This is a genomic window from Brevibacillus sp. SIMBA_040 (genome assembly GCF_046535075.1).
In the GTDB taxonomy this organism is placed as follows: Bacteria; Bacillota; Bacilli; order Brevibacillales; family Brevibacillaceae; genus Brevibacillus.
In genome coordinates this window covers 196,261-222,900 of the sequence record NZ_JAWRXI010000004.1, presented here as the reverse complement: position 1 = coordinate 222,900, position 26,640 = coordinate 196,261, and the positions used below count along the sequence as shown (strand labels likewise).

26 protein-coding genes are annotated in these 26,640 nt (G+C 45.8%); 11 read left to right on the top strand and 15 right to left on the bottom strand.

What is annotated here, in order from left to right; genetic code table 11:
• Positions 1–105: 105 nt before the first annotated feature.
• The 7 genes from SB752_RS08965 to SB752_RS08935 form a co-directional block, all read right to left on the bottom strand.
• On the bottom strand, positions 106–423 hold the full coding sequence (locus tag SB752_RS08965) for a hypothetical protein (RefSeq protein WP_410715324.1): 318 nt from the start codon (positions 421–423) through the stop codon (positions 106–108).
• A 249-nt stretch (positions 424–672) separates the two neighbouring features.
• Positions 673–1,338: an MBL fold metallo-hydrolase gene (locus tag SB752_RS08960; protein ID WP_410715323.1), complete on the bottom strand. Its 666-nt coding sequence runs from the start codon at positions 1,336–1,338 to the stop codon at positions 673–675.
• Positions 1,339–1,515: 177 nt separating this feature from the next.
• On the bottom strand, positions 1,516–1,932 hold the full coding sequence (locus SB752_RS08955) for a VOC family protein (protein WP_410715322.1): 417 nt from the start codon (positions 1,930–1,932) through the stop codon (positions 1,516–1,518).
• 258 nt (positions 1,933–2,190) lie between these two features.
• The gene (locus SB752_RS08950; protein WP_410715321.1) at positions 2,191–2,481 is read right to left on the bottom strand and encodes a hemoblobin-interacting domain-containing protein; all 291 of its coding nucleotides are present in this window, start codon (positions 2,479–2,481) and stop codon (positions 2,191–2,193) included.
• Positions 2,482–2,942: 461 nt separating this feature from the next.
• A complete protein-coding gene (locus tag SB752_RS08945; RefSeq protein ID WP_410715459.1) occupies positions 2,943–3,227 on the bottom strand; it encodes a hemoblobin-interacting domain-containing protein in 285 nt (94 codons plus the stop codon).
• A gap of 302 nt (positions 3,228–3,529) precedes the next feature.
• On the bottom strand, positions 3,530–4,363 hold the full coding sequence (locus tag SB752_RS08940) for a lipid II flippase family protein (protein ID WP_410715320.1): 834 nt from the start codon (positions 4,361–4,363) through the stop codon (positions 3,530–3,532).
• Between the two features lie 12 nt (positions 4,364–4,375).
• Entirely contained in the window at positions 4,376–5,791 is a 1,416-nt protein-coding gene (locus SB752_RS08935) for a phenylacetate--CoA ligase family protein (RefSeq protein ID WP_410715319.1), read from the bottom strand.
• 344 nt (positions 5,792–6,135) lie between these two features.
• Here SB752_RS08935 and SB752_RS08930 point away from each other — a divergent pair, with 344 nt between their 5' ends.
• A complete protein-coding gene (locus SB752_RS08930; RefSeq protein ID WP_410715318.1) occupies positions 6,136–6,681 on the top strand; it encodes a GNAT family N-acetyltransferase in 546 nt (181 codons plus the stop codon).
• A 32-nt stretch (positions 6,682–6,713) separates the two neighbouring features.
• Here the strand turns inward: SB752_RS08930 and SB752_RS08925 are convergent, their stop codons facing one another.
• From SB752_RS08925 to SB752_RS08915, 3 genes are all read right to left on the bottom strand, one after another.
• A complete protein-coding gene (locus tag SB752_RS08925; protein ID WP_410715317.1) occupies positions 6,714–6,872 on the bottom strand; it encodes a hypothetical protein in 159 nt (52 codons plus the stop codon).
• A gap of 56 nt (positions 6,873–6,928) precedes the next feature.
• Positions 6,929–7,825, bottom strand: coding sequence for an alpha/beta hydrolase fold domain-containing protein (locus SB752_RS08920; RefSeq protein WP_410715316.1), 897 nt, complete (start codon positions 7,823–7,825; stop codon positions 6,929–6,931).
• 183 nt (positions 7,826–8,008) lie between these two features.
• Positions 8,009–8,698 (bottom strand): S-layer homology domain-containing protein, encoded by a 690-nt coding sequence (locus tag SB752_RS08915; protein ID WP_410715315.1) that lies wholly within the window; start codon positions 8,696–8,698, stop codon positions 8,009–8,011.
• Between the two features lie 128 nt (positions 8,699–8,826).
• On the opposite strand from SB752_RS08915, the gene SB752_RS08910 reads away from it, so the two are divergent.
• A complete protein-coding gene (locus SB752_RS08910) occupies positions 8,827–9,261 on the top strand; it encodes an SRPBCC family protein (RefSeq protein ID WP_410715314.1) in 435 nt (144 codons plus the stop codon).
• A gap of 69 nt (positions 9,262–9,330) precedes the next feature.
• On the opposite strand, the gene SB752_RS08905 is transcribed toward SB752_RS08910, so the two are convergent.
• The gene (locus SB752_RS08905; RefSeq protein ID WP_410715313.1) at positions 9,331–9,759 is read right to left on the bottom strand and encodes a PH domain-containing protein; all 429 of its coding nucleotides are present in this window, start codon (positions 9,757–9,759) and stop codon (positions 9,331–9,333) included.
• Positions 9,760–10,280: 521 nt separating this feature from the next.
• On the opposite strand from SB752_RS08905, the gene SB752_RS08900 reads away from it, so the two are divergent.
• Together SB752_RS08900 and cysK are read left to right on the top strand one after the other, a co-directional pair.
• Positions 10,281–11,336, top strand: a complete 1,056-nt coding sequence (locus SB752_RS08900) for a hypothetical protein (RefSeq protein ID WP_410715312.1) — start codon at positions 10,281–10,283, stop codon at positions 11,334–11,336.
• 171 nt (positions 11,337–11,507) lie between these two features.
• Entirely contained in the window at positions 11,508–12,425 is a 918-nt protein-coding gene (gene cysK, locus SB752_RS08895) for a cysteine synthase A (protein WP_410715311.1), read from the top strand.
• 38 nt (positions 12,426–12,463) lie between these two features.
• On the opposite strand, the gene SB752_RS08890 is transcribed toward cysK, so the two are convergent.
• On the bottom strand, positions 12,464–13,654 hold the full coding sequence (locus SB752_RS08890; protein ID WP_410715310.1) for an amidohydrolase: 1,191 nt from the start codon (positions 13,652–13,654) through the stop codon (positions 12,464–12,466).
• 431 nt (positions 13,655–14,085) lie between these two features.
• Here SB752_RS08890 and SB752_RS08885 point away from each other — a divergent pair, with 431 nt between their 5' ends.
• Positions 14,086–15,339, top strand: coding sequence for an ATP-binding protein (locus SB752_RS08885; RefSeq protein ID WP_410715309.1), 1,254 nt, complete (start codon positions 14,086–14,088; stop codon positions 15,337–15,339).
• 61 nt (positions 15,340–15,400) lie between these two features.
• Here SB752_RS08885 and SB752_RS08880 read toward each other — a convergent pair whose 3' ends face one another.
• Together SB752_RS08880 and SB752_RS08875 are read right to left on the bottom strand one after the other, a co-directional pair.
• Positions 15,401–16,588 carry an MFS transporter gene (locus SB752_RS08880; RefSeq protein ID WP_410715308.1) on the bottom strand — a complete coding sequence of 396 codons (1,188 nt, stop codon included), beginning with the start codon at positions 16,586–16,588 and terminating at the stop codon, positions 15,401–15,403.
• A gap of 133 nt (positions 16,589–16,721) precedes the next feature.
• The gene (locus SB752_RS08875; protein ID WP_410715307.1) at positions 16,722–17,480 is read right to left on the bottom strand and encodes a TrmB family transcriptional regulator; all 759 of its coding nucleotides are present in this window, start codon (positions 17,478–17,480) and stop codon (positions 16,722–16,724) included.
• 426 nt (positions 17,481–17,906) lie between these two features.
• Between SB752_RS08875 and SB752_RS08870 the strand changes: the two genes are divergently transcribed.
• The gene (locus SB752_RS08870; RefSeq protein ID WP_410715306.1) at positions 17,907–20,168 is read left to right on the top strand and encodes an immune inhibitor A domain-containing protein; all 2,262 of its coding nucleotides are present in this window, start codon (positions 17,907–17,909) and stop codon (positions 20,166–20,168) included.
• Positions 20,169–20,236: 68 nt separating this feature from the next.
• On the opposite strand, the gene SB752_RS08865 is transcribed toward SB752_RS08870, so the two are convergent.
• On the bottom strand, positions 20,237–21,496 hold the full coding sequence (locus tag SB752_RS08865) for an MFS transporter (RefSeq protein ID WP_410715305.1): 1,260 nt from the start codon (positions 21,494–21,496) through the stop codon (positions 20,237–20,239).
• Positions 21,497–21,684: 188 nt separating this feature from the next.
• Here SB752_RS08865 and SB752_RS08860 point away from each other — a divergent pair, with 188 nt between their 5' ends.
• The 5 genes from SB752_RS08860 to SB752_RS08840 all read left to right on the top strand — a co-directional run bounded on the left by SB752_RS08860 (position 21,685) and on the right by SB752_RS08840 (position 26,602).
• The gene (locus SB752_RS08860; RefSeq protein ID WP_410715304.1) at positions 21,685–22,242 is read left to right on the top strand and encodes a bifunctional transcriptional activator/DNA repair enzyme AdaA; all 558 of its coding nucleotides are present in this window, start codon (positions 21,685–21,687) and stop codon (positions 22,240–22,242) included.
• 154 nt (positions 22,243–22,396) lie between these two features.
• Positions 22,397–23,986 (top strand): spore germination protein, encoded by a 1,590-nt coding sequence (locus tag SB752_RS08855; RefSeq protein ID WP_410715458.1) that lies wholly within the window; start codon positions 22,397–22,399, stop codon positions 23,984–23,986.
• 36 nt (positions 23,987–24,022) lie between these two features.
• Positions 24,023–25,219 carry a Ger(x)C family spore germination protein gene (locus SB752_RS08850; RefSeq protein WP_410715303.1) on the top strand — a complete coding sequence of 399 codons (1,197 nt, stop codon included), beginning with the start codon at positions 24,023–24,025 and terminating at the stop codon, positions 25,217–25,219.
• A 7-nt stretch (positions 25,220–25,226) separates the two neighbouring features.
• Complete coding sequence (locus tag SB752_RS08845; protein WP_410715302.1) at positions 25,227–25,460, top strand: hypothetical protein; 234 nt, start codon at positions 25,227–25,229, stop codon at positions 25,458–25,460.
• Between the two features lie 14 nt (positions 25,461–25,474).
• On the top strand, positions 25,475–26,602 hold the full coding sequence (locus SB752_RS08840; RefSeq protein WP_410715301.1) for a GerAB/ArcD/ProY family transporter: 1,128 nt from the start codon (positions 25,475–25,477) through the stop codon (positions 26,600–26,602).
• Positions 26,603–26,640 lie beyond the last annotated feature (38 nt).

Sequence of the window (26,640 nt, the reverse complement as noted above, 5' to 3'; positions counted from 1 at the left end):
CAACCAATTCCAGCAGAAAAATACCCTCGGGTTATCCCGAGGGCTGTTGATGGAAGTCGTATTAGTAAACATACCAAGCTTTTCTTTCTCGATTCCTTATCCTAACTAGTCGATCTGTAATTGATCCCAGTCAAAAGAAACAGGATAGGAACCATTTGGGAAGTTGCCTTCTTTTTGATACATGAAGAACACTACCTTTTTATTCTGGTTATCGATCTCAATGCTGATGGTGTACCGATAACCCGGAACTTCCCAACGTTTTACTTCGTTGTTGTCAGAATCAAATGCGACGACAATCAATTTCAAGTCGTTCGTGGAAGTAGTAAACGGCCAATACGTATACTCTCCCGACCTAACTATTTGGTTAACACTGCTCGCCACAAGTCCATCTACGTATGGAATTACATGGGGTTTGGTAATCAATTCATAGCTATTCCCGACTTATTCCCTTCTATGTGTGAGGGTTTTCGTTCGAGCCTACACCGTGCTGGCGGCTTTCATCGCACACGGCGTTCCATCAACAGATAAGAAAGCTATACAATGGGCAAATGTAACGTTACACCAGCCTAGTTTTACTGTCTGCTAACTAAAGTTATAACTTTCTGTGATTGTGTTTTTACGAGCTGAGATTATCCAAACATACGATTCCTAAATGAGGGGCAAGCCTTATCTTTATAACCCTTGGCTAAGCTTTACTATTTGATCATGTACATTTTCATCACTCAATCCCCCGTGATAACAAACCACGGATGCGATGTCGAGATCTACATACTTTTTTAACGAGAGACGAGCTACATTCATATCTGGTGTGGTTGGGGCATGAATTCCTCCAAGAATTCCGTTTACACTGTACATCGAATCCCCAGCAATGAGAATCTTACTTTGCTTTAAATAAAGGCTGATATGACCGGGAGTATGCCCAGGAGTATGGATGACGCGAATCCCGCCGCAGAAAGGCAGTTCCTGACCGTCAATCAAGGTATAGTCTACTCGGCCTTTTGGGGGACTCTCCAGGTGCCCATCTTTTAAAAGTGGGAGCTCCCCCTGAATATAAGGCTTATCCAGTTCGTGTGCATAAACCTTAACTCGATTCCCACACTCCTGCAAAATCTCAGGGAGACTGCCTATATGATCCATATCCTGATGGGTTAAAATCACAGCTTTTAGTTTGTCGAGCGACACTCCTGCTTTTTCCATGGCCACACGTAAATCTACCATTTGCCCTGGGAATCCAGTGTCTATTAATACGGCCATTTCTCTATCCCACAAAAGAATGGGGTGAATCATGTTCCCATGAAAATCGAGGGGAAGCATTTCTACTCCCTTTGAAATCTCCATATAATCACACCTTCGCAAAATAATATTTTTACGTAAAGTAATGTTATTATGAAGAGTCGGTTGTTGTCAATATCTTCCGCTCTAATTCGCTCGAGATAACGGAGTCGTTCCCTACCGCCTAAAACGCAAGCACGAAATTAACCGCCTGCTCTGATGGATAAACGTAGAACCCGACTGTCAGGACTTTTTGATTGATTCTAGGACCTCTAAATAGTGGGCATTGTACATAATTCCAAGGATATTTCCAAAAGGATCAACTACGGAGGCAGTGATAAATCCTGGTCCACGTTCTATAGGTTCCTCGTATGTCGTTGCACCCATAGAAAGAAGCTTTTCAAAAGTTGCTTTCACATCATCGACATGCCAGTATACAATGGTGCCGGCTGGACTTGTTTGCGAGTCAGTGGGGGAGTAGCGGCTATCAATAACACCCAATTCAGCTTGAGTATCACCAAGACGAAACTCAAAATATCCTGGTCGTTCAAAGTATGGCTTGACGCCAAGCAGCTCTGTATACCATTTTTTCGAAGCTTCGAGATCAGCAGCCCAGAAACTGATGGTGCTGAGTCCTCGTAATGTGATTGGATTGTTCATAATTATTCCTCCTCGATTTTGAGTTAGGAAACGAATGGGTATTACCAACATAGTAACAGCCCAAAGCTGACAATTACGGTCAGTGGAGTTTAAACAATTATGGGGCGTATGCAGAAAGCGTTCTGGCTGTAATTTGTACGATTTGACAGCGAATTTACACTCGGTTTTCTAGCGTGTTCTTTGAACAAAAAGAAAGAGACTGCCTTTTGAGGGCAGACCCTTTCACATTCTAAGCTTGATAAAAAACTGGAATCAAGATTATGCCCCTACTGGTCCTGCAATTGTAAGAACCAGATTGGCATATCCATTTGCCGTAATGACGATTTGATATGTTTTAGAGTGCGGAAATAAATACGGAGATATGTCGATTGATTTCGTCCTACCAACACCAGGATCGTAGTAGGAGTATCCACCGGGCCATTCTTCATTTAATGTCTTAATTTCATGAATCACTTCTCCTTCGACAGTATACAATTTTACGCTTGTAATACTCCCATAATAGTCAGTATCATCGAAGCCAATACGCGTATCAAATAATCTTTCGTACACAAGAGTTTTGCCTTGGCTATTCTCGTCTTATACCTTTCGGCTTTATAACGAGCCTACACCGTGCGAGCGACTTTCATCGCACACGGCGTTCCGCCAACGAATAAGAGGGGGTTTTTACAATGGGCAAATATAACGTTACGCCATGCAATTCATACTGTCTGCTAACTAAAGTTATGATTTTTTTGTGTGTGTTAAAAATGAGCTGAAAGGAGTTGTAGCACATGAAAGCGGATTACGACTTAGAAATAATCCCAACCAAGAGGATAGGAAAATTTCAATTGGGATGGGACCTGGAAACGCTCAAAAAGAATTTGGATTGTGAATACACATGTGATTGGGTACAAGATGAAATGTGCTTAATTGAAAATGATGATTTCAAGTATTTTTATTCCCTAATAGTATAGGATTGAATATAAGAAGGAACCCCTAGAAAATTTCCTAAGGGTCTGTCGATGGAATTATTAAAGTAGTGATGCAATTGGACCTTGAAGTGTAAGGGTAACGTCTGGATATCCGGATGATTTGATCGTGATGATGTACTTCTCATTATTGGGAAATAATGTCGGATTAAAGGCAATAAAGTTAATACCTTCATCCAATTCTACCGGAGGAGGAGCAACATTTGTTGATCCAAACACATAGTCACCCGGCGATGTCTGTCCTAGCAATTCTGTTATCACCCGATCGCCGACTTTAACTGACGTAATGTTTCCTCTCCATGCTGGATTGTCGGTAAAGGTAAAGATAGGAAATGGCGCATCAAGTAAACGTGTAAAGACGAAATCGAAATCGCTATTCTCGACTTATTCCCTTCTATTATGGGGGTTTTTGTTCGAGCCTACACCGTGCGAGCGACTTTCATCGCACACGGCGTTCTATCAACGGATAAGAAATGGATTACAATGGGCAATTATAACATTACGTGATTCAAATCATACTGTCTCCTAACTAAAGTTAGGGGATTTTTTGTTGAGCCGAAAAAAAAGAGCCGAGGACATATTCCTCGGCTCCTGTTATTTGTGGCGATATAATCTTCCAGCAGAATGCATCAGAAGAATTTCGTTAAGAAGGAAATTCCTAAAGCGGCTGGATAAAGGGTGAAGATCGCCAGGATGTTTCCTAGAAAGCGACTGATCCCCAGATAGACCATGGCGGATCGAACAACTTCCATTGGGATTTTTCGATTTAATCCTCTGTCTACGATGATCGCACTTTGGGCATCGACAAAGAATAGAAGTAAAAATGCTCCGATAGCATTAATGGCAGGAGAAAGGCTGCTGGCACGCGCCATGTACTCAGGATTCAACCAAGCGGCGTAGTAAGCAGCAATCGCTCCCATACTGAAAAAGGTGTACAGCACGATATTCAAGATGACCATGCTTTTGGGAATGCCGTCGAGCTTCAGTTTTTTCACCATCTCGAACCGAGGAGGAGTCCAACAACTTTTCAGTGCAGATAAACCTTCTTTTGAGAGAATGAGGAACTTGAAAACCCGTATGATGCTGCCGTCTTTTTCTAAACGCTCTACGCCAATGTCATAAAATTTAACGATGGTCGGCATAAAAATGATCGCCAGTGCAGTTCCGAGCACTCCCCCGACCAGTGTAAACTGCAGCATATGTAAAGGGTCAAAGTTACCTTTTACGGCGCGGTCAATGATACCACCGATCGGAGCAATAAAAAACAGGGTTGCGGTTCGGGAACCGAAGGAAATCATGGCGTACAGTGAATTAGAGATTGCTATCTTTTGGCCACGTACCCCCGCTAATCGTGACCAATAGGAGGTCGTTTCAATAAAATTGGTCAAGGCTATCATTAGAAAAATGAAAAGGAGCCGTTCAATGCTCACCTCACCCAAGAAGCTAGAATCGGTTATATCCAAGTGGTTCACATCCTAGAGGTTTAATTTTGTAAATTCCTTTTCATTCTCAACGATCGTTGGCGTCGTAACAAGTGGAAATTCTCTGACTGCATATCTAATTTTACCCGAACTGCTGCGAGGAATTTCATTTACGAACGAGATTGAAAGATGGATATTCCCTAATTTTTTCATAATCTCATCTCGGAAGATCTGTTCATCCCGTTCAAAGTCATGACTGCCAACGTTTTTGACTAATTTCAACGAAACATCCTCATGCGTATGTTGGATTAGCTGATAACCAGAAAAGCTCTCCAAATTCCACATGACTTGGTTAAAGTAGTTTCCGTGGACATACGAACCGTCACGTGCAACAAATACGTCGTCTTCTCGTCCTTCCAAACTGCCAAGGATTGGTAGGTGGTTCCCGCACCTGCATTGCTTATCCGAAAGTGAAACGACATCGCCGAGCTGATAACGGATTCGAGGCATGGAATAGTTGTTTAAATCGGTAACGAGTAACAAGCCCTTTTCATTATATCCAAGGGGCTGTTTGGTATGAATATCGACGACTTCCAGATAGCAGTTTTTGGCGGAAATATGCATGTTTCCTTCTGGGCATTCATAGGCAATAATGCCACCGTCTCGAGCACCATATTCATTAACGACCTTACAGTTAAAGGCTTTTTCAATCACTTCTCTTTGCTGAGGCTGAAGGGTCTCGGCAGTAGTGACGACTGCATTCAGCTCAATCTGTAGTCTCAGATGGTTTCGAATCATCAGCTCAGCTAATAATGCCAAAGCAGACGGATACCCATACAGGTAGTTTGGTTTGAAGGAGTGAATCTGATCGAGATAGTTTCGAATGCTCTCTTCCTTCAAATCATAGGCAGAAATGATCGTTCGGTTTTTTAACAAAACTTCTTTCAGCTGGTGAATTTGGCTTTGATTTTTCGTAAGCTCAATAGAGGAGCCCCAAACCATCACAGATGGATCGCCAATTTGAATTCCACTCCATGACAATCCCAACCAACGTGCAGCTTCAAAATGCTCGACAGTTACCCGATCTAGATAAAATCGTGTAGGCTCTCCAGTCGAACCGCCCGTGCGATTGGCGATGAGCTGTGAGCGGTCAGCGGTGTTTGCAACATAACTCTCGCTGTTTTTATTGAAATATTTTTTGGTAAGAATCGGAAAATGCTGAATCGCTTCAGCAGGGTTAGAAACAGAGTTGATCAGATCGTGATCGAGATCCTTATAGGCTGGAACGTTTTTTACAGCGTGAGCGAGCAGTTCTTTTAGACGTTCAGACTGATACTGAGAAATCTCCTGCTCCGAAAGACTCTGAAATTTTTTCATTTCAGACATATAGGCTCTGATTTTGTTCCCTTTCTTTTTTTCCATATAGGGCCACAAAATGTTTCTAATCGACCAACCAATAAGAGATGACACAATGTACACTCCTTTTTTTGCTTGTAACAAGGTTAAGGGCTCGTCGTACGAACGAATGAAGGCTTGTTTGTTTATACGTTTGAGACGTACACCAAGATACTTCAGTGTCTGCTCCAGGTAATCCTCCAAAACGAATTATACTATACCACAAGATTACTTTGTGAAAAAGCGGTCAGGCTTCCAAGTGGAAATCACTCTTTCTCTTATTTAAAGAGCTGAATCGTACCAAATGTTCACACCAAGAGAAAATGTGCGCAAAGGCACGAAAGAACTCACAATTGAAAAGAAAATTGGGGCGTAACAGGTTAGATGATTGAAAAATGAAGGGGTAAGGAGTGAGGGATATGCAGCTTCCAAAAGTAGTTTTACGTGATTTAACGCTAGACGATGTAGAAGACCGTTTTCGCTGGTCGCTGGATCGGGAAGTCACCGCCTATTTGAATGTTCCGGATAAGTATCCTCCGTTCACAAAAGAAGAAACAAAGCTATGGATCGAGGCATGTATATTCAGAAGTAACGGATACATACAAAAAGCGATTACTACCGAAGACGGCAACCACATTGGTTGGGTTGATCTAAAAAACATAGACCAGGCAGACAAGAGTGCAGAAATAGGCATTGCGATTGGCGATAAGCGGTTTTGGGGGAAAGGGTATGGCTCCTCAGCATTACGAGCGATGCTATCTGTAGGATTTCGTGAGTGGGAGTTAAACAAAATTTGGCTTCGTGTTGATGTAGATAATAGAAAGGCAATTCGGTCGTATCGTCAAAATGGATTTCGAGAAGAAGCGATAATGTATCAGGATAGATGGAGAAATGGTATTTCTGTAGATAGACTGCGTATGGCAATATGGAGAAAAGACTTTGAACTGTCCGTAATAGACCAGTAAAAAGGAAGAAACGGGTATCAAACCCGTTTTCCTCAATCCTCTGGAGTGCGATCAACGAAAAGCCTCGTAACCGAAGTATAATCTCCCTTTTCTATTTCTTGCTCGCTCGCTTTTTCCTCAAGAGGGTCATGACCGTACATGCTCGGAGCTACAGTTGGCTCGTCATTCGGAGCTGCCTTCTTCTTGTCCATAAATATCCACCACCTTTTCCTAGTAGCGTGTGAAAGAATGGACGTCCTTATGCTTCTTACTTGCTGGGGGTAGCCGACTGGTCAACAAAATATTGAATCAGGTTCTTTTCTTCGGTTCGACTTTGAACAATTTGTGCAGGGGTATCTTTGGTTTTGGTCAGTTGCTTTCGAAAGAAGAGGAGGATATAGTCCAGAATTTCATCGATGGATAGATTTCCGCCGACAAGCCCATGGTCAGCCCCTTTTACACGAAGAAAGCTGGCATCCTCCAGCGCTGCATACAAAAGCTCAGCTTGATGGATGGGGACGATGCTATCGGCGTCACCATGAACAATGAAAAAAGGCGGGGCTTTTTCTGTGACGTAATGGATGGGGTTGGCTAGAGCTACCGTTTGCGGATTATCGGCAAGCGTTCTGATACCGAAGAGTCGGGCTTCTGGGGAATGAGCAAGATCATGCCAGCCACCCATCTGCAGCAGATCGGTTGGTCCAGACAAGGTACAGACAGCTTGTACCTCGCTCGAGTAGGCATCGTTGCCCCCATCTCCCTCAAGCTCACTGGCAAAAGCAGATATACCAAGCAAGGATGCTAAGTGTCCGCCGGAGGAATGGCCCCATATGCCTATTTTCGCAGGATCGATGTTGTATTCGTGCGCATGAGCTCGAATATATCGTACGGCTGCTTTCACATCATGAATTTGTGCAGGGAAGCTGGCTTCTCCGCTTAGACGGTGATTGATGTTCACACACACGAAACTATGCCTGGCAAACCGGGCATTCATATCGCGCCCGCCTAAACCAGCCTTATCTCCTCTAAGCCACCCTCCACCGTGAATGTAGATGATTGCCGGCTGTGGATCAGCGGCAGCCTCTTCTGTCATGATGATGTCAAGACAAAGGGGAGAGCCGTCAACCGAACAAAAAGGAATATTTTCGATCAGTTTCAGCTGCATATGCTTCATCCTTTCTTTTCCTGAAAATGGAATCATTGCAATTAGCATATCATGAATTTCTTGTGCAGCTTTTTGTTCGGCTGTGAATACTTTCCGAAACTTTCAGTCTTTATTACCCATCCCCAAAAACAAGCCCACCACCCAGTACGATTCATGCAAAATGGGATGGTGGGCATTCATCCTTTATTGACCTTGTGTGCTTGTGTCATCGTCTTTTGGGCCAGGATGTGCTTTCAAATATTCAACTGCATTGTAGATGATCTCGGCAGCTTCTTTACGTGTGATGGCATCTTTGGGATGAAGCAATTTATCTGTGTCCAGCGCGGTGATCCCTAGGACAAGTGAGCGCTGAATCGTACCTTGGTATTGAACAGTCAGTTGATCTGCATCCCCAAACTCGACGGGAACGATCTTGATCATTGGCAAATTACCGTGACGCTCCATCGCGAGCATTAACTGATGAATGAACTGCTCTTTGGTCCAAACCTGATTGGGGTCGAGGTCAGCTGGCAACTCAAAGCTGTTGTTCGCTGCGATGATGAGCGCATTTGCATACCAGCCATTGTTGTCCGCTTTTGAAAAGTAGTCGGTTGCTTTTGGTTCTTTAATAAAGCGGATCGTATCCAGGTTCAGGTCCAAGGCTTTTACAATCAATTGAATCCCTTGCGCAGCTGTCACTGTAGCGTCTGGCATAAAATGATGATCCTCTACACCTTGAATCGTACCCATTTGTTGCAGAGCAAGAATTTTATCTTTGGCAGCTACATTTGCCAGGTCTGTAAACGGAGTTGTTTGTGCAAAACTTGGTTGGGCAATAGATAGAGCCATGACAGCAAATGTAGAAAGAGTAAGCAGAGTGCGATTGATTTTCATAGTGATCACCTCGTCTGGTTGTTAGTGTTACACTCCGTTTGACGAGGTATGTTTTGGAATGTTTCAATAGGAGCAGGAAGATTTTTTTCGCGGACAGGAAACAAATAGAAAGAGGGATGAGTGTACATATGAACATTCTAACGAAATTTTCGATCGCGCGACCTGCCCATGAAGTGTTCGAAGCCTTTGTTGATCCTGCAAAAATCGGGAACTTTTGGTTTTCGTCCAGCTCGGATAGATGGGAAGCAGGCAAAACGATTACACTCATGTATGCGGAATACAATGCCACCGTGGTCATCAAAGTAAAGGAAATCGAGCGCAACCAAAAAATCGTGTTTGTGTGGGAAGGCCATGGGGAAGAACATGTTGTTACAATAACGCTGCAAGAAGTGGACAAGGCTCGTACCGTGATAGAAGTCAATGAAGAAGGCTTTTCACAGGATGACCCTGAATTTGTAAGCAAGCTGGTTGATAATAAAGAAGGCTGGGTGTTTGTATTGACCTGCCTGAAGGCGTATCTGGAATTCGGCGTGAAAGAGCTGCGAGGAGGATTAGTCAAATAAAAGAAAACGATTATGGAGCCCTGCAACTTCACCCTTATGTGTCGCAGGGCTGTTTGTTTTAAAGAGCATCTAACGAGATTGAACGGTAGCCCCAGGGCAGCGACTTTGAACTTCTGCCAAAAAGGCGTTTTCTTCCAGGGGAGAGATATAGATTAAATCATACTTGTTGTAGAGGATTTCAAGTCGTTTGCTGGATGTCGCTGCACTTGCAACGATAGAGGTGACAGGCTTGACACTTGTGATGCTTTGCAGAGGAATGGTTTTTTTGAGTGGCCCACTGTAAACAAGTAGAGCTGATTCCGTTACATAATAGACAGTTCCCAGCCAGATCCAGACTAACAATCCGGCAACGGCAAAGCAGATGATGAAAACGACAGTCCCACCTACAGCATCCGCACCACTAATAAAAAGAGGGGAAAGTCCAGAAAAAACGCAGATCAGGATGCAGACCCAAATGGTGATAGATAACCATAAATCCCGTCTGGTAACAAATTTCATGTCACACCTCATCCTTTAACTGTAAATAGATTATTGTCAATCCATTCCAAATTATACCACGCTTATATGATCGTATCCAACAGTCGTGTATGAAATTACTATGTTTTGAAGCAAGTTGAACTTGTGCTACTCTTGTTATGTAAATTTTATCCATAAATAACAAAGGAGTGAGTCCGTGAACTATTTTACGATAGATTGGTATAGAGAAATGTAGGTCAGAGTATCCTGCGCAAGAGCTTCGAGAGATGGCTGAACAGTGGGAAGAGCACATCGCCGGAGAGCTGCATGTCTTGTTTGAATGCCCTTTAACAGAGTGGAAGATCGTTGCAGAAAATGTTCAGATCGAAACAGTAAAATAAATGCGAAAGAGAGCTACTTCATACGAGGAAGTTCTTTCATATGAATTGGCCTTTTGACTCATAGGGTTTGGCGCAAGCCTTCATGTATGATGAAACTATGGGGCATTTTGGCAATCTAATCAGGCCGATCGTCATACAAATAGCAGGTAAAGGAGTAGCATTATGCGGGGAAAAAACAAAGCCACCATCATCATTATCGCACTAATCGTCGTAGCGGCACTAGGATTCGCGGGTTACCGATATTTCAGTCCGGTCACATTGGCAGAAGGGTATTTGTATGAAGATAGTTCGCATCTTCTTTATGCAAAGGTAACACCAGATGAGAAAAATGTGAAGGTTGAAATTTCAGCAGCAAACGTAGAAAAAGATACAGACGATATTCCCACTCTAAAAAGCGATACGCAGCAATTTACAGGGACGATAGACGGAGGAAAGCTGATTCTAAAGTCGCAGCCAGATAGTGGAGCGGAAGTACATGCGACTGTGAGTGCGGAGGAGCTCGTTTTCCAAGGACCGATTGCTGATATTCAAACAACTGAAACCAAGCTTCTCGCGAGTCAGGCGGCAACCTATGAAAAGAAGCTACAAGATTTAACAGCACGGGTGACGCAGGAAGCAGAGCAAAAGAAAAAAGAAGTGGCAGAGCGCAGGGCCAAAGAACAAGAACGAGTCGATTTTGCTAAGAAAGTGGAACGGACGTCCAAGCTTGCAGCCGATCTTATCGAAACGGCACAGTATTTGACGGAAATCCAATTTTCAGAAGAAACCAGCTTCAATCAGGAACAAGTGACAGAATTGCAAGGCCTTTTGGACGAGCTTGGCCAGTATGCGAAGCAGCCGAGTATCCATAAAACAGAATTTGAAGTCATGCAAGGAACAGCAAGCAGTATGAAGGTACTGGTTGATGGCATGAATACGATGGATGCGACGATTCAGGAAAAGAAGAAGAGCATGAATGACTTGATCGCCGTTTTGGAAACCGATATAACAGACATCAAGAGTGTATGGGAGGAAATCAAAGCAACGGTCCCTGATGCGCAAAAGCGGGAAGAAACAGTGAATCAAGCGATCAAAACAGGAACCGAAGCCATACAAAAGGCGAAACAGCAGCTAGCCGCCATCGAGAAAGAACAGGCAGGGTTGAAACAGTCAGCAAACAAGCTGTATCAGGATGGCGTCAATGTAATCAGTCAGACGAAGACCAAGTATGCTTTTTAACGAGATCAGGAGATAATAGAATTGCTCACCTTTTTCCAAAAGCACATGGAGGAGGTGGGCTTTTTCCTTATATACGGGTTTTCAGGAAGGATTAATTGTATTATTCTTATTGTATTACTATGAAATCGTTTGGTATGAAGACAATAGAGCATGTTTTGCAGGAGGTTGACGATGAGCGTTTATCAAAATATGACAGAGTTGATTGGGAATACGCCGATGGTTCGATTGAATCGCATAGTTCCCGAAGGAGCGGCTGAGGTATTTGTAAAGCTGGAAAAATTCAATCCTTCCGGTAGTGTAAAGGATCGCGCAGCCTACAATCTGATTTTGACTGCCGAACAAGCTGGCTTGATCCAGCCAGGAGATACGATTATTGAGCCAACGAGTGGCAATACGGGAATCGGACTGGCGATGAATGCTGCGGCCAAAGGCTATCGGGCGATACTGGTCATGCCCGACAATATGTCCAAAGAGCGAATTAATATTTTGAAAGCATACGGAGCCGAGGTTGTACTGACTCCGAGTGAATTGCGGATGCCCGGAGCAATCGCCAAGGCGGAGGAGCTGCAAAAGGAGATTCCGCGCAGCTTTATTCCCCAGCAATTCGAAAATAAGGCAAACCCGGATATTCACCGAGTGACAACGGCAAAAGAAATCTATCACCAAACAAACGGGCGTCTGGATGCCTTTGTAGCGACTGCCGGAACTGGCGGAACGATTACGGGAACAGGGGAGGCATTGCGTGAAAAGCTGCCTGAGCTCTACATTGCCGTTGTGGAACCAAAAGGCTCTCCTGTTTTGTCAGGGGGGAAACCAGGACCGCACAAGCTTGTTGGAACGAGCCCGGGATTTATTCCGAAAATCCTCAATACGAGCATCTATAACGAAATCATGCAAATCGCAGATGAGGATGCCCTGCAAACGATGAGGCAGCTGGGAGCGTTGGAAGGAATACTCGTCGGACCGTCCTCAGGTGCATCTGTCTTTGCCGCGATCACGATTGCGAAGCGGTTGGGTGCTGGCAAGCGTGTCGTCTGCATCGCACCAGATACGGGTGAGCGGTACCTTAGCATGAATCTGTTTTCATAATAGGAAAAGGCAGGAGAGATGTCCCTGCCTTTTTTCCGTTATTCGCCTTGGTGACGCGCTTGGTACGCGAGCAAGGCCGCGATAAATACTTGTCCGGTCTGAATCATGGAGCGCTCATCCACATCGAACTTTGGATGATGGTGCGGATAGGTAGCCTTGATATCCGGGTTGCGTCCACCAACCATAAAGAAGGTTGCGGGACGCTCCTGTGCGTAGTAGGCAAAATCCTCTCCGCCCATTCCAGGAGGCATGCGCAGCAGTCCTTCTTCGCCAAATAGGCGCAAAACCTCAGCTTCCAGATGTGCCGTTTCTTCCGGGTTATTCCATGTAGCTGGATAACCACGCTCGTAGGTTACCTCGCAGCTCGCACCAACTGCCTGGCAGGTAGCTTCTACGATGCGCTTCAGCGATTGTTCTACTGCAGTACGCACTTCTTCGTCATAGGTACGCACGGTTCCTTTTAGCTTGACTTGGTCAGGAATGACGTTATACGCTTCCCCGCCGCCAACGAATGAGCATACAGACACAACTACCTGTTTCAGCGGATCGACCTGACGGCTGGCGATTTGTTGCAGGTTCATAACGACCTGGCTACCGAGAACGATCGGGTCGATGGCAGTATGAGGATACGCGCCATGTCCACCTTTTCCGTAGAGCATGATCTCGAAGCTGTCTGCAGCAGCGGTCACATAACCATTGGCAATACCGACCTTGCCTACAGCGAAATCGGAAGCGACGTGCGAGCCATATACAACATCTACACCGTCGAGGCAGCCATCTTCGACCATAGCTTTGGCTCCACCTGGTGGCAGCTCTTCTGCAAACTGGTGCAGGAAGACGACGTTTCCTGGAAGCTCGTCTCTGAATTCACTCAATACTTGCGCAACCCCGAGTAAGCCTGCTGTATGAATATCGTGTCCGCATGCATGCATCACACCTGGGATGCGTGATTTGTATTCAACGTCTTTTTCATCCTGGATCGGCAAAGCATCGAAGTCAGCACGCAGCGCAACCGTTTTACCTGGCTTGCCACCCTTGAGAAGGCCAACTACACCCATGCCACCTACACCTGTGCGCACCTCGATACCCAGCGAGGTCAGCTTGTCAGCTACTTTTTTCGCTGTGTTTTCCTCTTTAAAGGAAAGCTCAGGGTACATGTGCAGGTCACGTCTGAATTGAACCAGCTCGGGATAAATCTCCTGCAGTCTGGCAAACAGTTTTTCTTGCATGGAACCCACTCCTTCTCACTTGGAAAAATATTGGATAGTAACACTCTCATTCATTATAAAAATATTCCAAATGATATTTCAATCTATGTTTTTCTAACATATAGGAATTTATAAGCGTGACGCTTATGAATTCCGGAGCGTATGACAAGGTACCTCAGCGTCCGCTCCCGGCATTACTTCGGTAAGACTTTCCGCTAAAACGCGGTCGCTCCTCATTGAGGAAGCCTCGATAGAGGTTTTCTTATTTATGTCGGGTAAGAGTGGTAGCAGGAAGTGAAGTAGACATAAGTAAAGGTATTCGACTAGAATGGAAAGGAACGGTATTGTGTCGAAAAACGTCAGAATTTGTTGGAGAGAAAATGGCTACGATTCATTATAAAAATCCAAGAGTCCTGATCATCCTATTGATATCAGGAGTTCTTTTTTTCATCATGACCTGTATTAGCATAGCAGCGTCTTATTACAATACGATTCAAGCAGTCCGCCTTTCGGTTGCGGGCCAGAGCATGAAGGCGGCTACTTCTGTTGCCAAAAAATTGGATGTCGCTGCTTACCAGGCTTTTCTCGCTAATCCCGTACAAGAAAATAAAGCGTATGGGCAAATCAAGCAACAGCTAGAAGAGATGCGAGAGCAATTGGGCGTTCTACATTTATATACGCTGCAAATTAACGGGGATAATCAGGGGGCAACAGTCATGGTCGGAGCCTTTCCTCCTGAGACCAGCGTGGGTTCGGAAATTGGCGACCCATGTCATGTTTATCCTGAGCAGATCACCCATGTTAAGAATGGACAATCGTACTATTCGGAGATTATCCATGACCCACTCTATGGGGTTTACATGTCGGCAGGTGCGCCGCTTTATGACCACAACGGCAAAGTAATCGGCATCATCGCCGTGGATACGGATATGGAGCAGGTGGATGGGATCGGCAGTGAAGTCGTTCGCCGAAGTATTCCAATCTTTATTTTTCAGGGACTGTTTGTAATTGTTCTTGTTTTGGTGATTTTGGGATGGCAATGCTGGTATCGCCGAGAGCTCAAAAAAGCAATTGGTGAAACAGAGGAGACATACCAGGATGAGCTGCGTTCTGTAATTACCTCGATGCGCTCGATTCGTCACGACTTTGTCAATCATATGCAGGTGTTATACGGGCTGATTGAATGCGGTTATTTCGACAAAGCCCGTGATTATGTCCAATCGCTTATGAAAGAGACCAAGCTGCTGGACTTGACGGTACGGATTGGGAACCCTGCTTTGATGGTCTTGTTCCATACGAAGTGGGAGCAGGCAAAGTCCCGTAAAATTGTGATGCAGTTTGCAGAATGTCCAGATCTATTTGAACAAATTCCATCGATTGATTTAATCAAAATCCTTTCTAACCTGATAGACAATGCCATTGATGCCGCAGCTTTATCAAGTGGCGAAAAACGAATCAGCATTGCTTGTCGCAAAGAAAAGAAGATGTATGTGTTTGTAGTGGAGAACACCGGGCAGGAGATTTTACCTGAGCAAAGGGAGCAGCTCTTCATGAACGGGTACTCGACTAAGAAATCATCAGACAATACTCAGCGAGGTACAGGATTGTACATCGTAAAAGACGTGGTGCATAAGCACAAGGGAACGATTGAAATGGAGTCGAATCAGGGGGTGACCCGATTTACTGTTCAGTTGCCTGTGAAGTAACGAACAAAAAGAAAAAGCCGCCTGCGAACGGCTTTTTTTGTTGGGATGATTTTTCATAAGACTAGGCGGTTTGGTTTGACAGGGACTGCTTTGTTTCTGCCGCCTCATGCTTGAGCGGACGAGTGATGGAAAAGATAGCGAACCCAAAGGAAAGAAGAACAAACAAGGCTCCTACCCACGGTGTGTAGGTGACCGAGGCCTGCTCTACGACCATTCCTCCTGCCATGGAGCCAAAGGCAATGCCAAGATGCAGGGCAGATGTATTGAGTCCCAGCGGAAGGTCAGGCGCAGTGGGTGAAGAGTAAATCAAATAGTTTTGTTGTGCAGGTGAGATTGCCCAGCTCAGCGCACTCCAGATCACCATGATGACTAGAAAAACGCGGAGTGAGCTCGTAAAGAATGGCAAAACGCTCATCACGAGAGCAAAAAGCGGAACGATCCAAAGAATAGCCTTTTTTGCTCCCCATTTATCGGAAAACCATCCTCCGGCTCCGCCTCCAGCGACAGCTGCAAGGCCAAAGACAAAATAGATGAGGCTGAGCATGCTCGCGTCGACGCCCATGGTTGTTTTCAGATACGGGGTGAAGTATGCGTACAGCGTCAAATGACCGGTCAGCATGAACAAAGAGACGAGCAGGGCACTGATGATTTTCCCATTTTTCAGGATAGCGAACTGCTCACGCAAGGGTACAGGCTCCGGTGTCTTTACTTTAGGCAAAAAATAGATCAGGAACAGCATCGATAAAATGCTGAGGGCAGCAATCAACCAAAACGGTGCTCGCCAGCCAAAAGCATTGCTCAGGGCTAGACCTACAGGGACACCTAGCACGAGTGATCCGCTGATCCCCATAAAAATGATTCCAATTGCCCGTCCTCGGTATGCCGGATCGACAATGCTTGCTGCGATCGAAATGGACAAGACGACGAGAAGCGCGCTGCTTGCCGCTGAAAGAATGCGTGCCACCATCAGTACGGTATAAGTAGGACTTAAGGCAGCAAGCACATTGCTAAGGAAAAAAACGGCCAGGGCATACAAGTACAACGGCTTGCGTTCTATTCGTCTGGTCAGGTGCAGAAGTAGCGGAGCCGAGATGGAAAAGGCGAGTGAAAAAATCGTGATCAGTTGTCCGGCTGAGCTGATAGAGACTTGTAAATCTTGGGCAATCAAGTCGAGCGTGCCGCCGATAATCAGCTCCACCGTTCCAACGACAAAGGTAGCAATCGCCAGAATGAAAACACGTGGGTTCAAAACAAAAAGCTCCTCTCTAGTGAAAAAGGTTACTACCATGATAGTAACCTTTTTGAAAATGCGCAACTAGAAAATGATGCTGGATGCGTAAAAAAGGCCCTGGCGTAAATAGCCAGAGCGAGCTGAAAAAGGGTTAATAACGCAGGCGAATCAGCATGCTGCGGATTTCATCATCGTCAAACAGTAAATCAAAATGCTTCTGCGTGATCCTGGTAAGTGCAACGTCATGGTAAAAAGAATCAGCAAAAAACTTCACAAACGGTTGAGCCCGTGTTTTAATCGCTTGCCAGCCGCTTTGCTCTTCACCAGCAAAAATCAGCTCCTCCTGATCAATCACGATCAGCTGATACCGCTCCAAGCCTTCGTGCTCCTTCGCTGGGACAAAGGAGTGTACGTGCGAGAGCTGTGTATGATTTTGCCCGATGATCAAGGCTTCTATTTCCACTCCATTGCGTTCTTTTTCTTCAAGCAGCGGTACAAACTCTTGAAAATCATCTTCCCAAGCGGAAATGCGTATTGAACGCGTCGCGGTATGAATCAACTGCTTGCACTCTGCCCGAATTGAATCAGCTACCTTCAGGCTCCACACACGGTCATCCCGCACAGTTCTTTGGGTGAGCGAGGAGGTGAGCTGTTTGACATCTGACTGAAACTGTTGCGTCAGCTTTTCAACGAGACTGGCCAGCGGAAGGGCTGTGTAGCGTTTCTTCTTCTCTGAAATCGTATCGAGGACCATTCCTTTTTCGACTAGACGATTTAGCACTTCGTAGATTTTGGCTTTGGGAACACCAGAGTGCTTCACTACCATGGCAGCATCCAAAGGTTCACTGCTCGAAGCCAATGCTTCGTACACCTTACTCTCATAGAGGGAAAAACCGAACGATTGTAGCATAAAAAAATCCTCCAAGCCATACACGGTCATGTTTTCTTGATGGTACCCGTAATGTGTGGTTTTTGCAACAGATGGGACAACAAAGAGAGGCAATTGGAGCTATTCCGTACTAGTTCTAAGGACCGGATCATTCCCGAACGTTCGTAACGATTCGACAAGCCCATTTAGGGCTATTAGCGGTGAGTGTGATGTTGATGCTGTTACGCTCCCGGATCGCGGAGAGTTTTCCTACGATAATGGCTCATTGTAGTAAGTCCCTGTCGAATTAGTTCGAGAAGCTTATTGAAAAAATTCTCTCTAGGAAGAGTTTTTTGTCGAATAAATAAATTTGGTAATGATAACCTATCGTGTGATAATTGCGAATAGTCGGAACGTTATTGTGTATAACGATTCGGCAAATCTCACTACAAAAAAGGGTGAACCGCAGTGAAGAAAAGCAAGAAGCTTTTATCCATCCTATTTTCCTCCTCGTTAGTACTCGGTACCTTTGTGGTACATCCGGCAGCAGGGCTGGCAAAATCGAAGGGAGAAAAAGATTCCTTGCATGTGGACTTATCCACCATCAATGTGGATCGTCTGGTGAATGCGCTGGTTGAACAAGGAATAATTGATGAGAATGCAGACCAGGAAGAAGTTGACGAGGCTGTTCAGGATTTCTTAAAAAACAAAAAAGTACCGCATGGCATTGATGACTCTACTTCGTTCGGGAAAAAAGCACGCAAATCGCAAACGGCGGCTCACTCCAAAGCTTCGAACAAGATCGCAAAGCTGGATGATGATGCCAAAGCAGCTCGGACATCCAAGCAGGTGCATACGGACAATATTGTCATCGCGTTAGTCGAATTCCCGGATCGAGAGCATAACCAATTGCCCAAGATGAGTGACTCGTTGTGGACGAAGGATTTTGACGAAAATCATTATAAAGAAATGCTGTTTAATCAAAAGGGCTATAAAACACCAGAAGGCACCGAGATGACGACGATGGCAAAGTATTACTATGAGCAATCCGGCAATACATGGACCGTGGACGGGGTTGTAACTCCGTGGCAAGCAGCAGAGAAAGATTATAAACACTATGGCAGCAACAATGACAACGGTGATGACGCCGCGCCTCGAGATCTGGTGGAAGAGACGCTGGAGGCTGTGGGCGAAGCAATTGCTGGACATGAGGAAGATTACGACCAGCGCGACCCGTATGATCTGGACGGCGATGGCGATCTGATGGAGCCCGATGGCATGCTGGACAACCTCATGCTCGTACATGCTGGAATCGGGGAAGAAACAGGAGAAGATGCTGACGCGATTTGGTCCCACCGCTGGACACTGAAAAAACCCGTAGAAATTCCGGGAACGGATCTGGTGGCGTATGACTACATGATCCAGCCCGAGGATGGAGCACCTGGCGTTTTTGCTCATGAATACGGACATAATCTAGGGCTGCCGGACTTGTATGACACTACGAATGCTGGTCATGATTCACCAGTAGGAGCATGGTCCCTGATGTCTTCTGGCAGTCACACAGGGAAAATCTTTCAAACACAACCGACAGGCTTTGACCCGTGGTCGAAAATGATGCTCAAGCAAATGTACGGCGGCAATTGGATTGAACCACAGGTCGTGAATCATGAAGATTTGAAGAAAAAGAAAAAAACGTTAGAGCTTGTAGACGGCAGCAGTATAGAACAAGAGGGGAAAGTCATCAAGGTGAATATGCCGCAGGTTGAGAAACAGCCGCCTGTTCAGCCAAAAGACGGCGAATACTCGTACTTCTCTGATGAAGGAGATAACCTGAACACAAAAATGGTTTCGGAAGTAATCGATTTGACTGGTGTCAGCTCTGCTTCCATGAGCTTTGATTCCTGGAGATCGATTGAAACGGGCTACGACTATTTGTACGTCAACGTGATTGATGTGGACGCAGGCACTACCACGAAAATTGAAGAGTACGACGACGAAACCAAAGGCTGGGACAGGGAAGAAATCAGCCTGGACGATTTTGCAGGGAAAAAGATCCAAATCGAATTTAATTATGTAACAGACGGCGGATTGGCAATGGCTGGCTTCTATCTGGACAACTTTGAGATAGAAGGAGACGGAGAGGTAATCTTCAGCGATGATGCAGAAGGCGAGCCAAAGTTTGAGCGGGATGGCTTTCATCACTTTGATGGAGAAGGTAAAATGTACGACGCCTACTATCTCGTAGAGCTGCGTTCGCATGAGGGTGTTGACGCTGGGCTGAAATACTTCCGTCGCAACGACACATTCTTCACCTACGATCCGGGTTTGGTGATCTGGTATTATGACGGTCGTTATGGCAAAACGCAGGACAATAACACTAGCCAGCATCCAGGCTATGGTATGCTCGGGGTTGTAGATGCTCATCAGGAGGTGCGATACTGGAACAATGACGAGGACAACAAGGATATGATTGCCGACGCGCGTTACCAAGTAAACGATGCGGCATTCAGCCCGAACAAGACGTCCGGAATGGATCTCGATTACATTTTTGGCACGATGAAGTACAAGCCGTTAAAAGGCATTACTGAGTTTAGTGACAAGGATGACTATACGATGCCAAAAGTTCCGGAAGTCGGCAAAATCCTGCAAAAAATCGGCTTGCAAATCAAGCTGAAAAAAGTGAATAAAAAGTTTACGGAGGCAACAGTAGAGTTTTCCGTCAAAAAATAAAACGGTAAAGGCGCCAGTCGACATATGGTTGATGGGCGCCTTCTCCTATTATTTTATCTGATCTGCCGTTATCCCTGATGCAGCTCATTCATCGTCTTTTCCTTGCTTTTTAAAAAAGGGGTAAAGAATAATGTGAGAGCAGCAATTATCAAACCAGCAGCGCCAGCAAACAAGGCGATCTGCATTCCGTACCTATCGCCAATGATACCGCCAGCAAGCGAACCGAGTGGATAAGCTCCCCAAGCAACAAAACGCACAGTAGCATTGACCCGTCCCTGCAGCTGATCAGGTACGATCGCCTGACGCAGGCTGAGGGTACTAATGCTCCACATAGACATGCCGAGTCCAAAGAAAAACTGTCCCAGCATCAAAAGAAATACGGCCGCGCTGCCAGTCCCCATAGCCAACGGAGCAAAAGGCCCCCCGCATGAAGCGATCATGGCCGAGCCGACGATGACGGGCCCCATCCCGAAAGTCCGGATTGCTTTATGCACGAGCAATGCACCCAAGAAAAATCCGACTCCCATCCCTCCATAAACCAGTCCAAGCCAACCCGAAGAAATATGAAGCGTGGTGATGGCATACAGGACGTATACACTGAACATGACATTCCAGGAGAAATTGAAGATCGCTGAGCATCGTATGACACCAAAGAGCAATGGTTCCGAGAAGGAGAGATGCAAACCTTCGCGGATATCCTGCCAAAGACTGCGCGGTGTGTCAGGACGCACAGGCATAGCCTCTTCTTTCTTGATGAAGCTAAGGGACAGGGCTGAAAGAAAAAAGGAAAGTGATGTCACCAGCATCGCCATAGGTGCAGTGATCATTTGGATGAGTGCTCCTGATAGCCCAGGTCCAGTCATTTGCGCGGCAGAGCGGCTTCCCTCCAGCATGCTGTTCGTCCCGACGAGCTGTTCTTTGCTGACTAGTGTGGGGAGATAGGATTGATAGGCGATGTCAAAAAATACGGTGCAGACTCCGGTCAGAAAAGCGATGGTATAAAGCCACTCCATGCGTAAAACGCCGATAACAGAGAGGATGGGGATCAGCGCCAAAACCAAAGCCCGCCCCATATTAGAGAGAAACAAAACGGGACGCCTCCGAGATCTGTCCACCCAGACGCCAGCGAACAATCCGATGATAAGGAAGGGAGCATATTCGAGGGCCCCAAGCACGCCCATCTGGAGCGGGGTAGCAGCAAGAGAGAGCGACGCAACGAGAGGTAGCCCCAACAATGCTACTTGCGTGCCGAATTGTGTAGCTGTATGGCTGAGCCAAAAAGTGCGAAAATCCTTGTGGTGTCGTCTACTATCATTTTTCTGAAACATGATCTTGTCCTCCCTGCTAAGTTGAATCGTTGACACTTTTTAGCATAGGAGATGGAGGGATTGACGTCTTTCTCGATCTTGCTCTCCCATTTATTCGAAAATGTTGCTCTTTCATTCCGGGGAGCTTACGTATGCGAGGGAACGTACGCTATACTGGGTAAAGAAAAAAGCGAGAGGAAGGATGGCAAATGAACGAAGAATACTGGCAAGCAATCGTATCGTGCGACAATGCGTACGATGGGCAATTTTGGTACGGTGTGCTGACAACGGGCATCTTTTGCCGTCCGTCCTGCAAATCGAGAGTGCCAAAAAAGGAAAATATACGCATCTTCGCTAATACGGCGGAGCCAGAGAGCATCGGTCTGCGTCCGTGCAAGCGATGTCAGCCCCACCTGCAGCATTGGAGACCGGCGGATGAAGAGCTGGCGAATCGGGTAGAGCAATTGATCGACAAATGCTATCAAGAGCCGCTTACGTTGCAAGAAATCGCATCACGATTGTTTGTGAGTCCGTACTATTTGCAGCGCTCGTTCACACGGCTGAAGCTGTGCTCACCTACTCAATATTTAAGTCAGAAACGGGTGGACGCGGCAAAAGAGTTATTGACCGAAACGACGAGCAGTGTGACGGATATAGCGATGCAGGTAGGCTTTCGGACCAGTGCTTATTTTGCGCAAGTGTTCCACAAGCTGACAGGGCAAACGCCGACACAATATCGGAGTCAGGAAATGAGAGAAGTCAAATAATGTTGGAAAAATGTATGGCAGGTAGTGGAGTGAAAAACTCCCTACCTGTTTTTATTTTGGGGCGACCGGCATGTTGTCTAAAACCCCTCGCCTTATGAGCATACTAAAATACTAGATTGGCATCGCTTACCAGAGGGAGCTCGTCATGAAATTTATGGACTTTTGGAAACGTTCTTCGTCCGCCAAAATTAGCAGAAGGCCTGCAGCGGCTACGCCTAAGACTGAGCAGACACCGCTGCTATTGGGCCTTAAAGAAAATATTCAAAAGATCAAAAGTGATCTCGGCAACAGTACGGACATCATTTTCCGAGAAATCCGTGTAGGAAAAACTGGCGAAAACGTGATGGGGATTTTGTACACAGACGGTTTGGTAGATAAAAATGTGATCACGGATTTTATCATGGAGTCGGTGATCCTGAATAGCCGGATCACGGAGGTAGAGCAGTTACTTAACTCCACACATGACGTGGTCCACATTTTGAAGGAATATGTCTTGACGATAGGTGATGTCAAGGAGATTCACAGCTTTGAAGACCTATATCACTCCCTTTTGTCCGGTGAGACGATTATTTTGCTAGACGGTCACACAGAAGGAATCGCCGTCAATACACAAGGCTGGAAAGATCGCGGGGTAGGCGAGCCTTCTGCGGAATCTGTGATTCGTGGGCCTCGCGAGGCATTTTCAGAAACATTACGAACGAATACCTCGTTGATTCGTCGAAAAATCAAAGATCCGAATTTGTGGCTGGAAACGAGAGCAATTGGACGAGTAACCAAAACAGATGTAGCCCTCATGTACATAAAAGGTATTGTCAATGAAAAAGTAGTCGAAGAGGTTCGCTTGCGTCTCGACCGAATCGATATCGATGGTATTTTGGAAAGTGGTTATATCGAAGAACTCATTCAAGACGATAATTACTCGCCGTTCCCAACCATCTACAATACAGAACGCCCGGATGTAATCGCGGCAGAGCTTTTGGAGGGAAAAGTGGCGATCCTCGTGGACGGAACGCCATTTGTTCTTGTCGTTCCGGCATTGTTTGTGTCTTTTTTGCATGCAGCAGAGGATTATTATCATCGTGCGGATGTCAGCAGCCTGATACGCATTCTGCGCTACGTCGGTTTTTTTATTGCTCTGTTCAGTCCGTCGATGTATGTAGCCATTACGACGTTCCATCAGGAAATGCTGCCCACGCAGCTTCTAGTCAGCTTGGCGGCTCAACGCGAAGGGATTCCCTTCCCGGCCTTCATCGAAGCAATCATGATGGAGGTAGCCTTTGAAATTCTGAGGGAGGCGGGACTCCGCATGCCGCGAACGATAGGACCAGCGGTATCCATCGTCGGCACACTCGTTATCGGTCAAGCGGCTGTAAATGCAGGGATCATTTCAGCAGCGATGGTCATTGTTGTGTCGATCACAGCCATTGCCAGTTTTGTTTTCCCATCGTACAGCTTGGCTAATTCCATTCGGATGCTACGATTTCCCTTTATTGTCCTTGCAGCTACTTTTGGGGTGTTTGGAATTATTGTCGGGGTTATCGCACTGGTCCTTCACATGTGCAGTCTGCGCTCGTTTGGAGTGCCTTACATGAGTCCTTTTGCTCCGCTGATTCTGAAAGACCAGAAGGATGCCATATTCAGATTGCCTCAATGGGCGATGTTTTCGCGTCCTCGCCTCATCAATCAAAATAACATAAGGCGAGCAAACAACGGTCCTAGCCAAAAGCCAAAGCCAAGAACATAAAAGAGGAACATGAAAGACTGAAAAGGAGGATGAACCGTGAGACGACCAGCGGTCCTGTTTCTCGTATTTCTAGCTCTACTGTTGTTTACGACAGGCTGCTGGAGCCGCCGGGAATTAAACGATCTAGCCATTGTTACGGCCATAGGCGTTGACAAAATCGATAACAAAGTTCATTTGTCCGTACAGGTCGCTGATCCTGGGGAGGTAGCGGCTCAGAAAGCGACCAGTGGCCGTGCTCCTGTCACGATGTACCACGCGAAAGGGGACACAGTGTTTGAGGCGATCCGCAGAATGACCACAGTAACTCCCCGTAAACTATATTTTGCACATCTTCGAATCTTCGTGATCAGTGAAGAGGTAGCCAGAGATGGAGTTGGAAAAATCCTGGACTTATTTTCACGAGATCATGAAATTCGCACCGATTTTTATATGGTGGTGTCAAAAGGATCACGTGCCAAAGACGTTTTGGGCGTCTTAACTCCTCTGGAAAAAATTCCGGCAACCAAATTGTATACATCTTTAGAGGTATCCGAAAAGGCATGGGCACCAACGGTTTCTATCCAATTAGATGAACTGCTCACTGATCTCGTGAGCGAGGGCAAGCAGGCAGTGATGACTGGTATACGTATTCAGGGCGATCTGCAAGCGAGCAAGGGGAGGCAGAACGTCGAAGCCATTGAGCCCCCCTCCAATCTCCAGTATGAGGGCATCGCTGTGTTTCGAAAAGATAAGCTGATTGGTTGGTTGAACGAGGATGAAAGTAAAGGATTTAGCGATTTAACGGACAGATTGAACAGTAGTGTCATAGAAATCGCATGTCCAAAAGGTGGAAAAATGGGTGTGGAGATTATTCGTTCCGAAACAAAAGTAAAAGGGAAGGTATCTGGAGAAAAACCGGAAGTTGAGATTTCTGTTCAAACGGAGGCGAATGTAGCAGATGTTGAATGTGAGGTGGATCTCACCAAAACAAAATCCATCTATGACTTGGAGAAAAGAGTGGAGCAGGTCATGAAAAACAACGCCGAGCGTGCGGTGAGCAAGGCGAAGCAGCTGCAAAGCGATGTCTTTGGATTTGGTCAGGCCATTCATCGGAGTAATCCGGAATATTGGAAAAAAGCCAAGAAGGATTGGAATAAACGATTCCTGGATCTAGCTGTCAAGATCAACGTTGACGTCAAAATCAGAAGGCTCGGGACAATCAGCGATTCCTTTCTCAATAAAATAAAGGAGTAAAAGTGCCATGGTGGCAGTCTTGGGAATAGTGATCGTAGCATTTCTTGTCATAATGATCGAGGTGCCTTCCCTTATGAAAAAACGTCAAAGGAAGGAACTATGGATTTTTTCGTTTCTCCTGGTGCTTGGTGTGGGCATAAGTATCGCGCATAGTATGCATGTGATGCTTCCGAATCCGATCGATTGGATTATTCAATTATACAGACCAGCTAGCGAGATGTTAGATAATGCATTGAAGTAAAGGTGGGCAGAGACATGGTTACTGAAACGAAAATCAGTGTTCGTCAATTCGGCATTTTAGTAGCTCTCTTTTCGATCGGCACCCCCATCTTGATAATTCCGGCTGGTCTTGCTGGTATGGCAAAGCAAGATGCTTGGCTCGCGGCTGTATTGGGTGTTGGTGTAGGATTGCTGATTACCGGATTGTACTGTGCGCTAGGCAGTCGCTTTCCTACGAAGACTCTGGTTGAAATGAATGAGCTCATGCTCGGAAAATGGATCGGAAAGACCGTTTCGATCACCTTTGTCTTCTTCAATCTAGTCACTGCGTCAGAACTGCTATATTTTGTAGGAAATTTTATGACTACCCAAATCATGCCGGAGACGCCGATTGAATCGATCAACATTATTTTTGCATGCATCGTTCTCATGGGAGTTCGTTTAGGGATTGAGACACTGGCTCGCTCAGCGGAAATGTTGTTTCCATTGTTTATTGTCCTTTTTATCATATTAGCGATTTTTGTTTCACCGCAGATTAAATGGGAAAATATTCAACCGGTACTGGAAACCGATATGAACGTTTTGCTCAAGGCCGTTATTTTTTTTACCAGTGTTTATTCGTTATCTCCTGTTGCCTTGCTCATGATTTTTCCAGCGTCCGTCAATCGCCTCAAGGAAGCTCGTAAAGCTTTTCTATCCGGCGCGTTTATTGGCGGAGCCGTGCTAATCATCATCATCACACTCGCGATACTCGTCCTTGGTGCGGAAACAACTGCAAGACAAACGTATCCCAGCTATGCGTTAGCAAAAAAGATCAACGTGGGAAACTTTTTGCAGCGTATTGAGATTGTAATGGCAGGTATGTGGTTTATTACGATTTTTTTCAGAGTGTCCTGCTATTTCTATGCTTCGGTCATAGGACTTGCGCAGTCACTGAATCTGAAAGACTCTCGGTTTCTCGTACTCCCACTAGGGATTCTCATGATTGCTCTGTCACAGATCGTCCACCCCAATGTTGTCCATTCAGAAGAATATAATAAGGGTGAGTGGATACCGTACGTCGCTACCTACGGACTGCTTCTCCCCTTGCTGCTGCTCGGAATAAATGCATTCAGAAAGAAAGGAAATGAATCACAAAGCCAAGGGCTCGAAACAAGAGAGTGAGTAACGGATAGACAAAAACAGCTGAAATCCCTGTGGAG

Coding starts and splice junctions, on each gene's coding strand:
- SB752_RS08960 (WP_410715323.1), bottom strand. CDS start 1,338: ATGGAGATTTCAAAGGGAGTAGAAATGCTTCCCCTCGATTTTCATGGG.
- SB752_RS08955 (WP_410715322.1), bottom strand. CDS start 1,932: ATGAACAATCCAATCACATTACGAGGACTCAGCACCATCAGTTTCTGG.
- SB752_RS08930 (WP_410715318.1), top strand. CDS start 6,136: ATGCAGCTTCCAAAAGTAGTTTTACGTGATTTAACGCTAGACGATGTA.
- SB752_RS08925 (WP_410715317.1), bottom strand. CDS start 6,872: ATGGACAAGAAGAAGGCAGCTCCGAATGACGAGCCAACTGTAGCTCCG.
- SB752_RS08920 (WP_410715316.1), bottom strand. CDS start 7,825: ATGCAGCTGAAACTGATCGAAAATATTCCTTTTTGTTCGGTTGACGGC.
- SB752_RS08915 (WP_410715315.1), bottom strand. CDS start 8,698: ATGAAAATCAATCGCACTCTGCTTACTCTTTCTACATTTGCTGTCATG.
- SB752_RS08910 (WP_410715314.1), top strand. CDS start 8,827: ATGAACATTCTAACGAAATTTTCGATCGCGCGACCTGCCCATGAAGTG.
- SB752_RS08905 (WP_410715313.1), bottom strand. CDS start 9,759: ATGAAATTTGTTACCAGACGGGATTTATGGTTATCTATCACCATTTGG.
- SB752_RS08900 (WP_410715312.1), top strand. CDS start 10,281: ATGCGGGGAAAAAACAAAGCCACCATCATCATTATCGCACTAATCGTC.
- cysK (WP_410715311.1), top strand. CDS start 11,508: ATGAGCGTTTATCAAAATATGACAGAGTTGATTGGGAATACGCCGATG.
- SB752_RS08890 (WP_410715310.1), bottom strand. CDS start 13,654: ATGCAAGAAAAACTGTTTGCCAGACTGCAGGAGATTTATCCCGAGCTG.
- SB752_RS08885 (WP_410715309.1), top strand. CDS start 14,086: ATGACCTGTATTAGCATAGCAGCGTCTTATTACAATACGATTCAAGCA.
- SB752_RS08875 (WP_410715307.1), bottom strand. CDS start 17,480: ATGCTACAATCGTTCGGTTTTTCCCTCTATGAGAGTAAGGTGTACGAA.
- SB752_RS08865 (WP_410715305.1), bottom strand. CDS start 21,496: ATGTTTCAGAAAAATGATAGTAGACGACACCACAAGGATTTTCGCACT.
- SB752_RS08860 (WP_410715304.1), top strand. CDS start 21,685: ATGAACGAAGAATACTGGCAAGCAATCGTATCGTGCGACAATGCGTAC.
- SB752_RS08855 (WP_410715458.1), top strand. CDS start 22,397: ATGGACTTTTGGAAACGTTCTTCGTCCGCCAAAATTAGCAGAAGGCCT.
- SB752_RS08845 (WP_410715302.1), top strand. CDS start 25,227: ATGGTGGCAGTCTTGGGAATAGTGATCGTAGCATTTCTTGTCATAATG.
- SB752_RS08840 (WP_410715301.1), top strand. CDS start 25,475: ATGGTTACTGAAACGAAAATCAGTGTTCGTCAATTCGGCATTTTAGTA.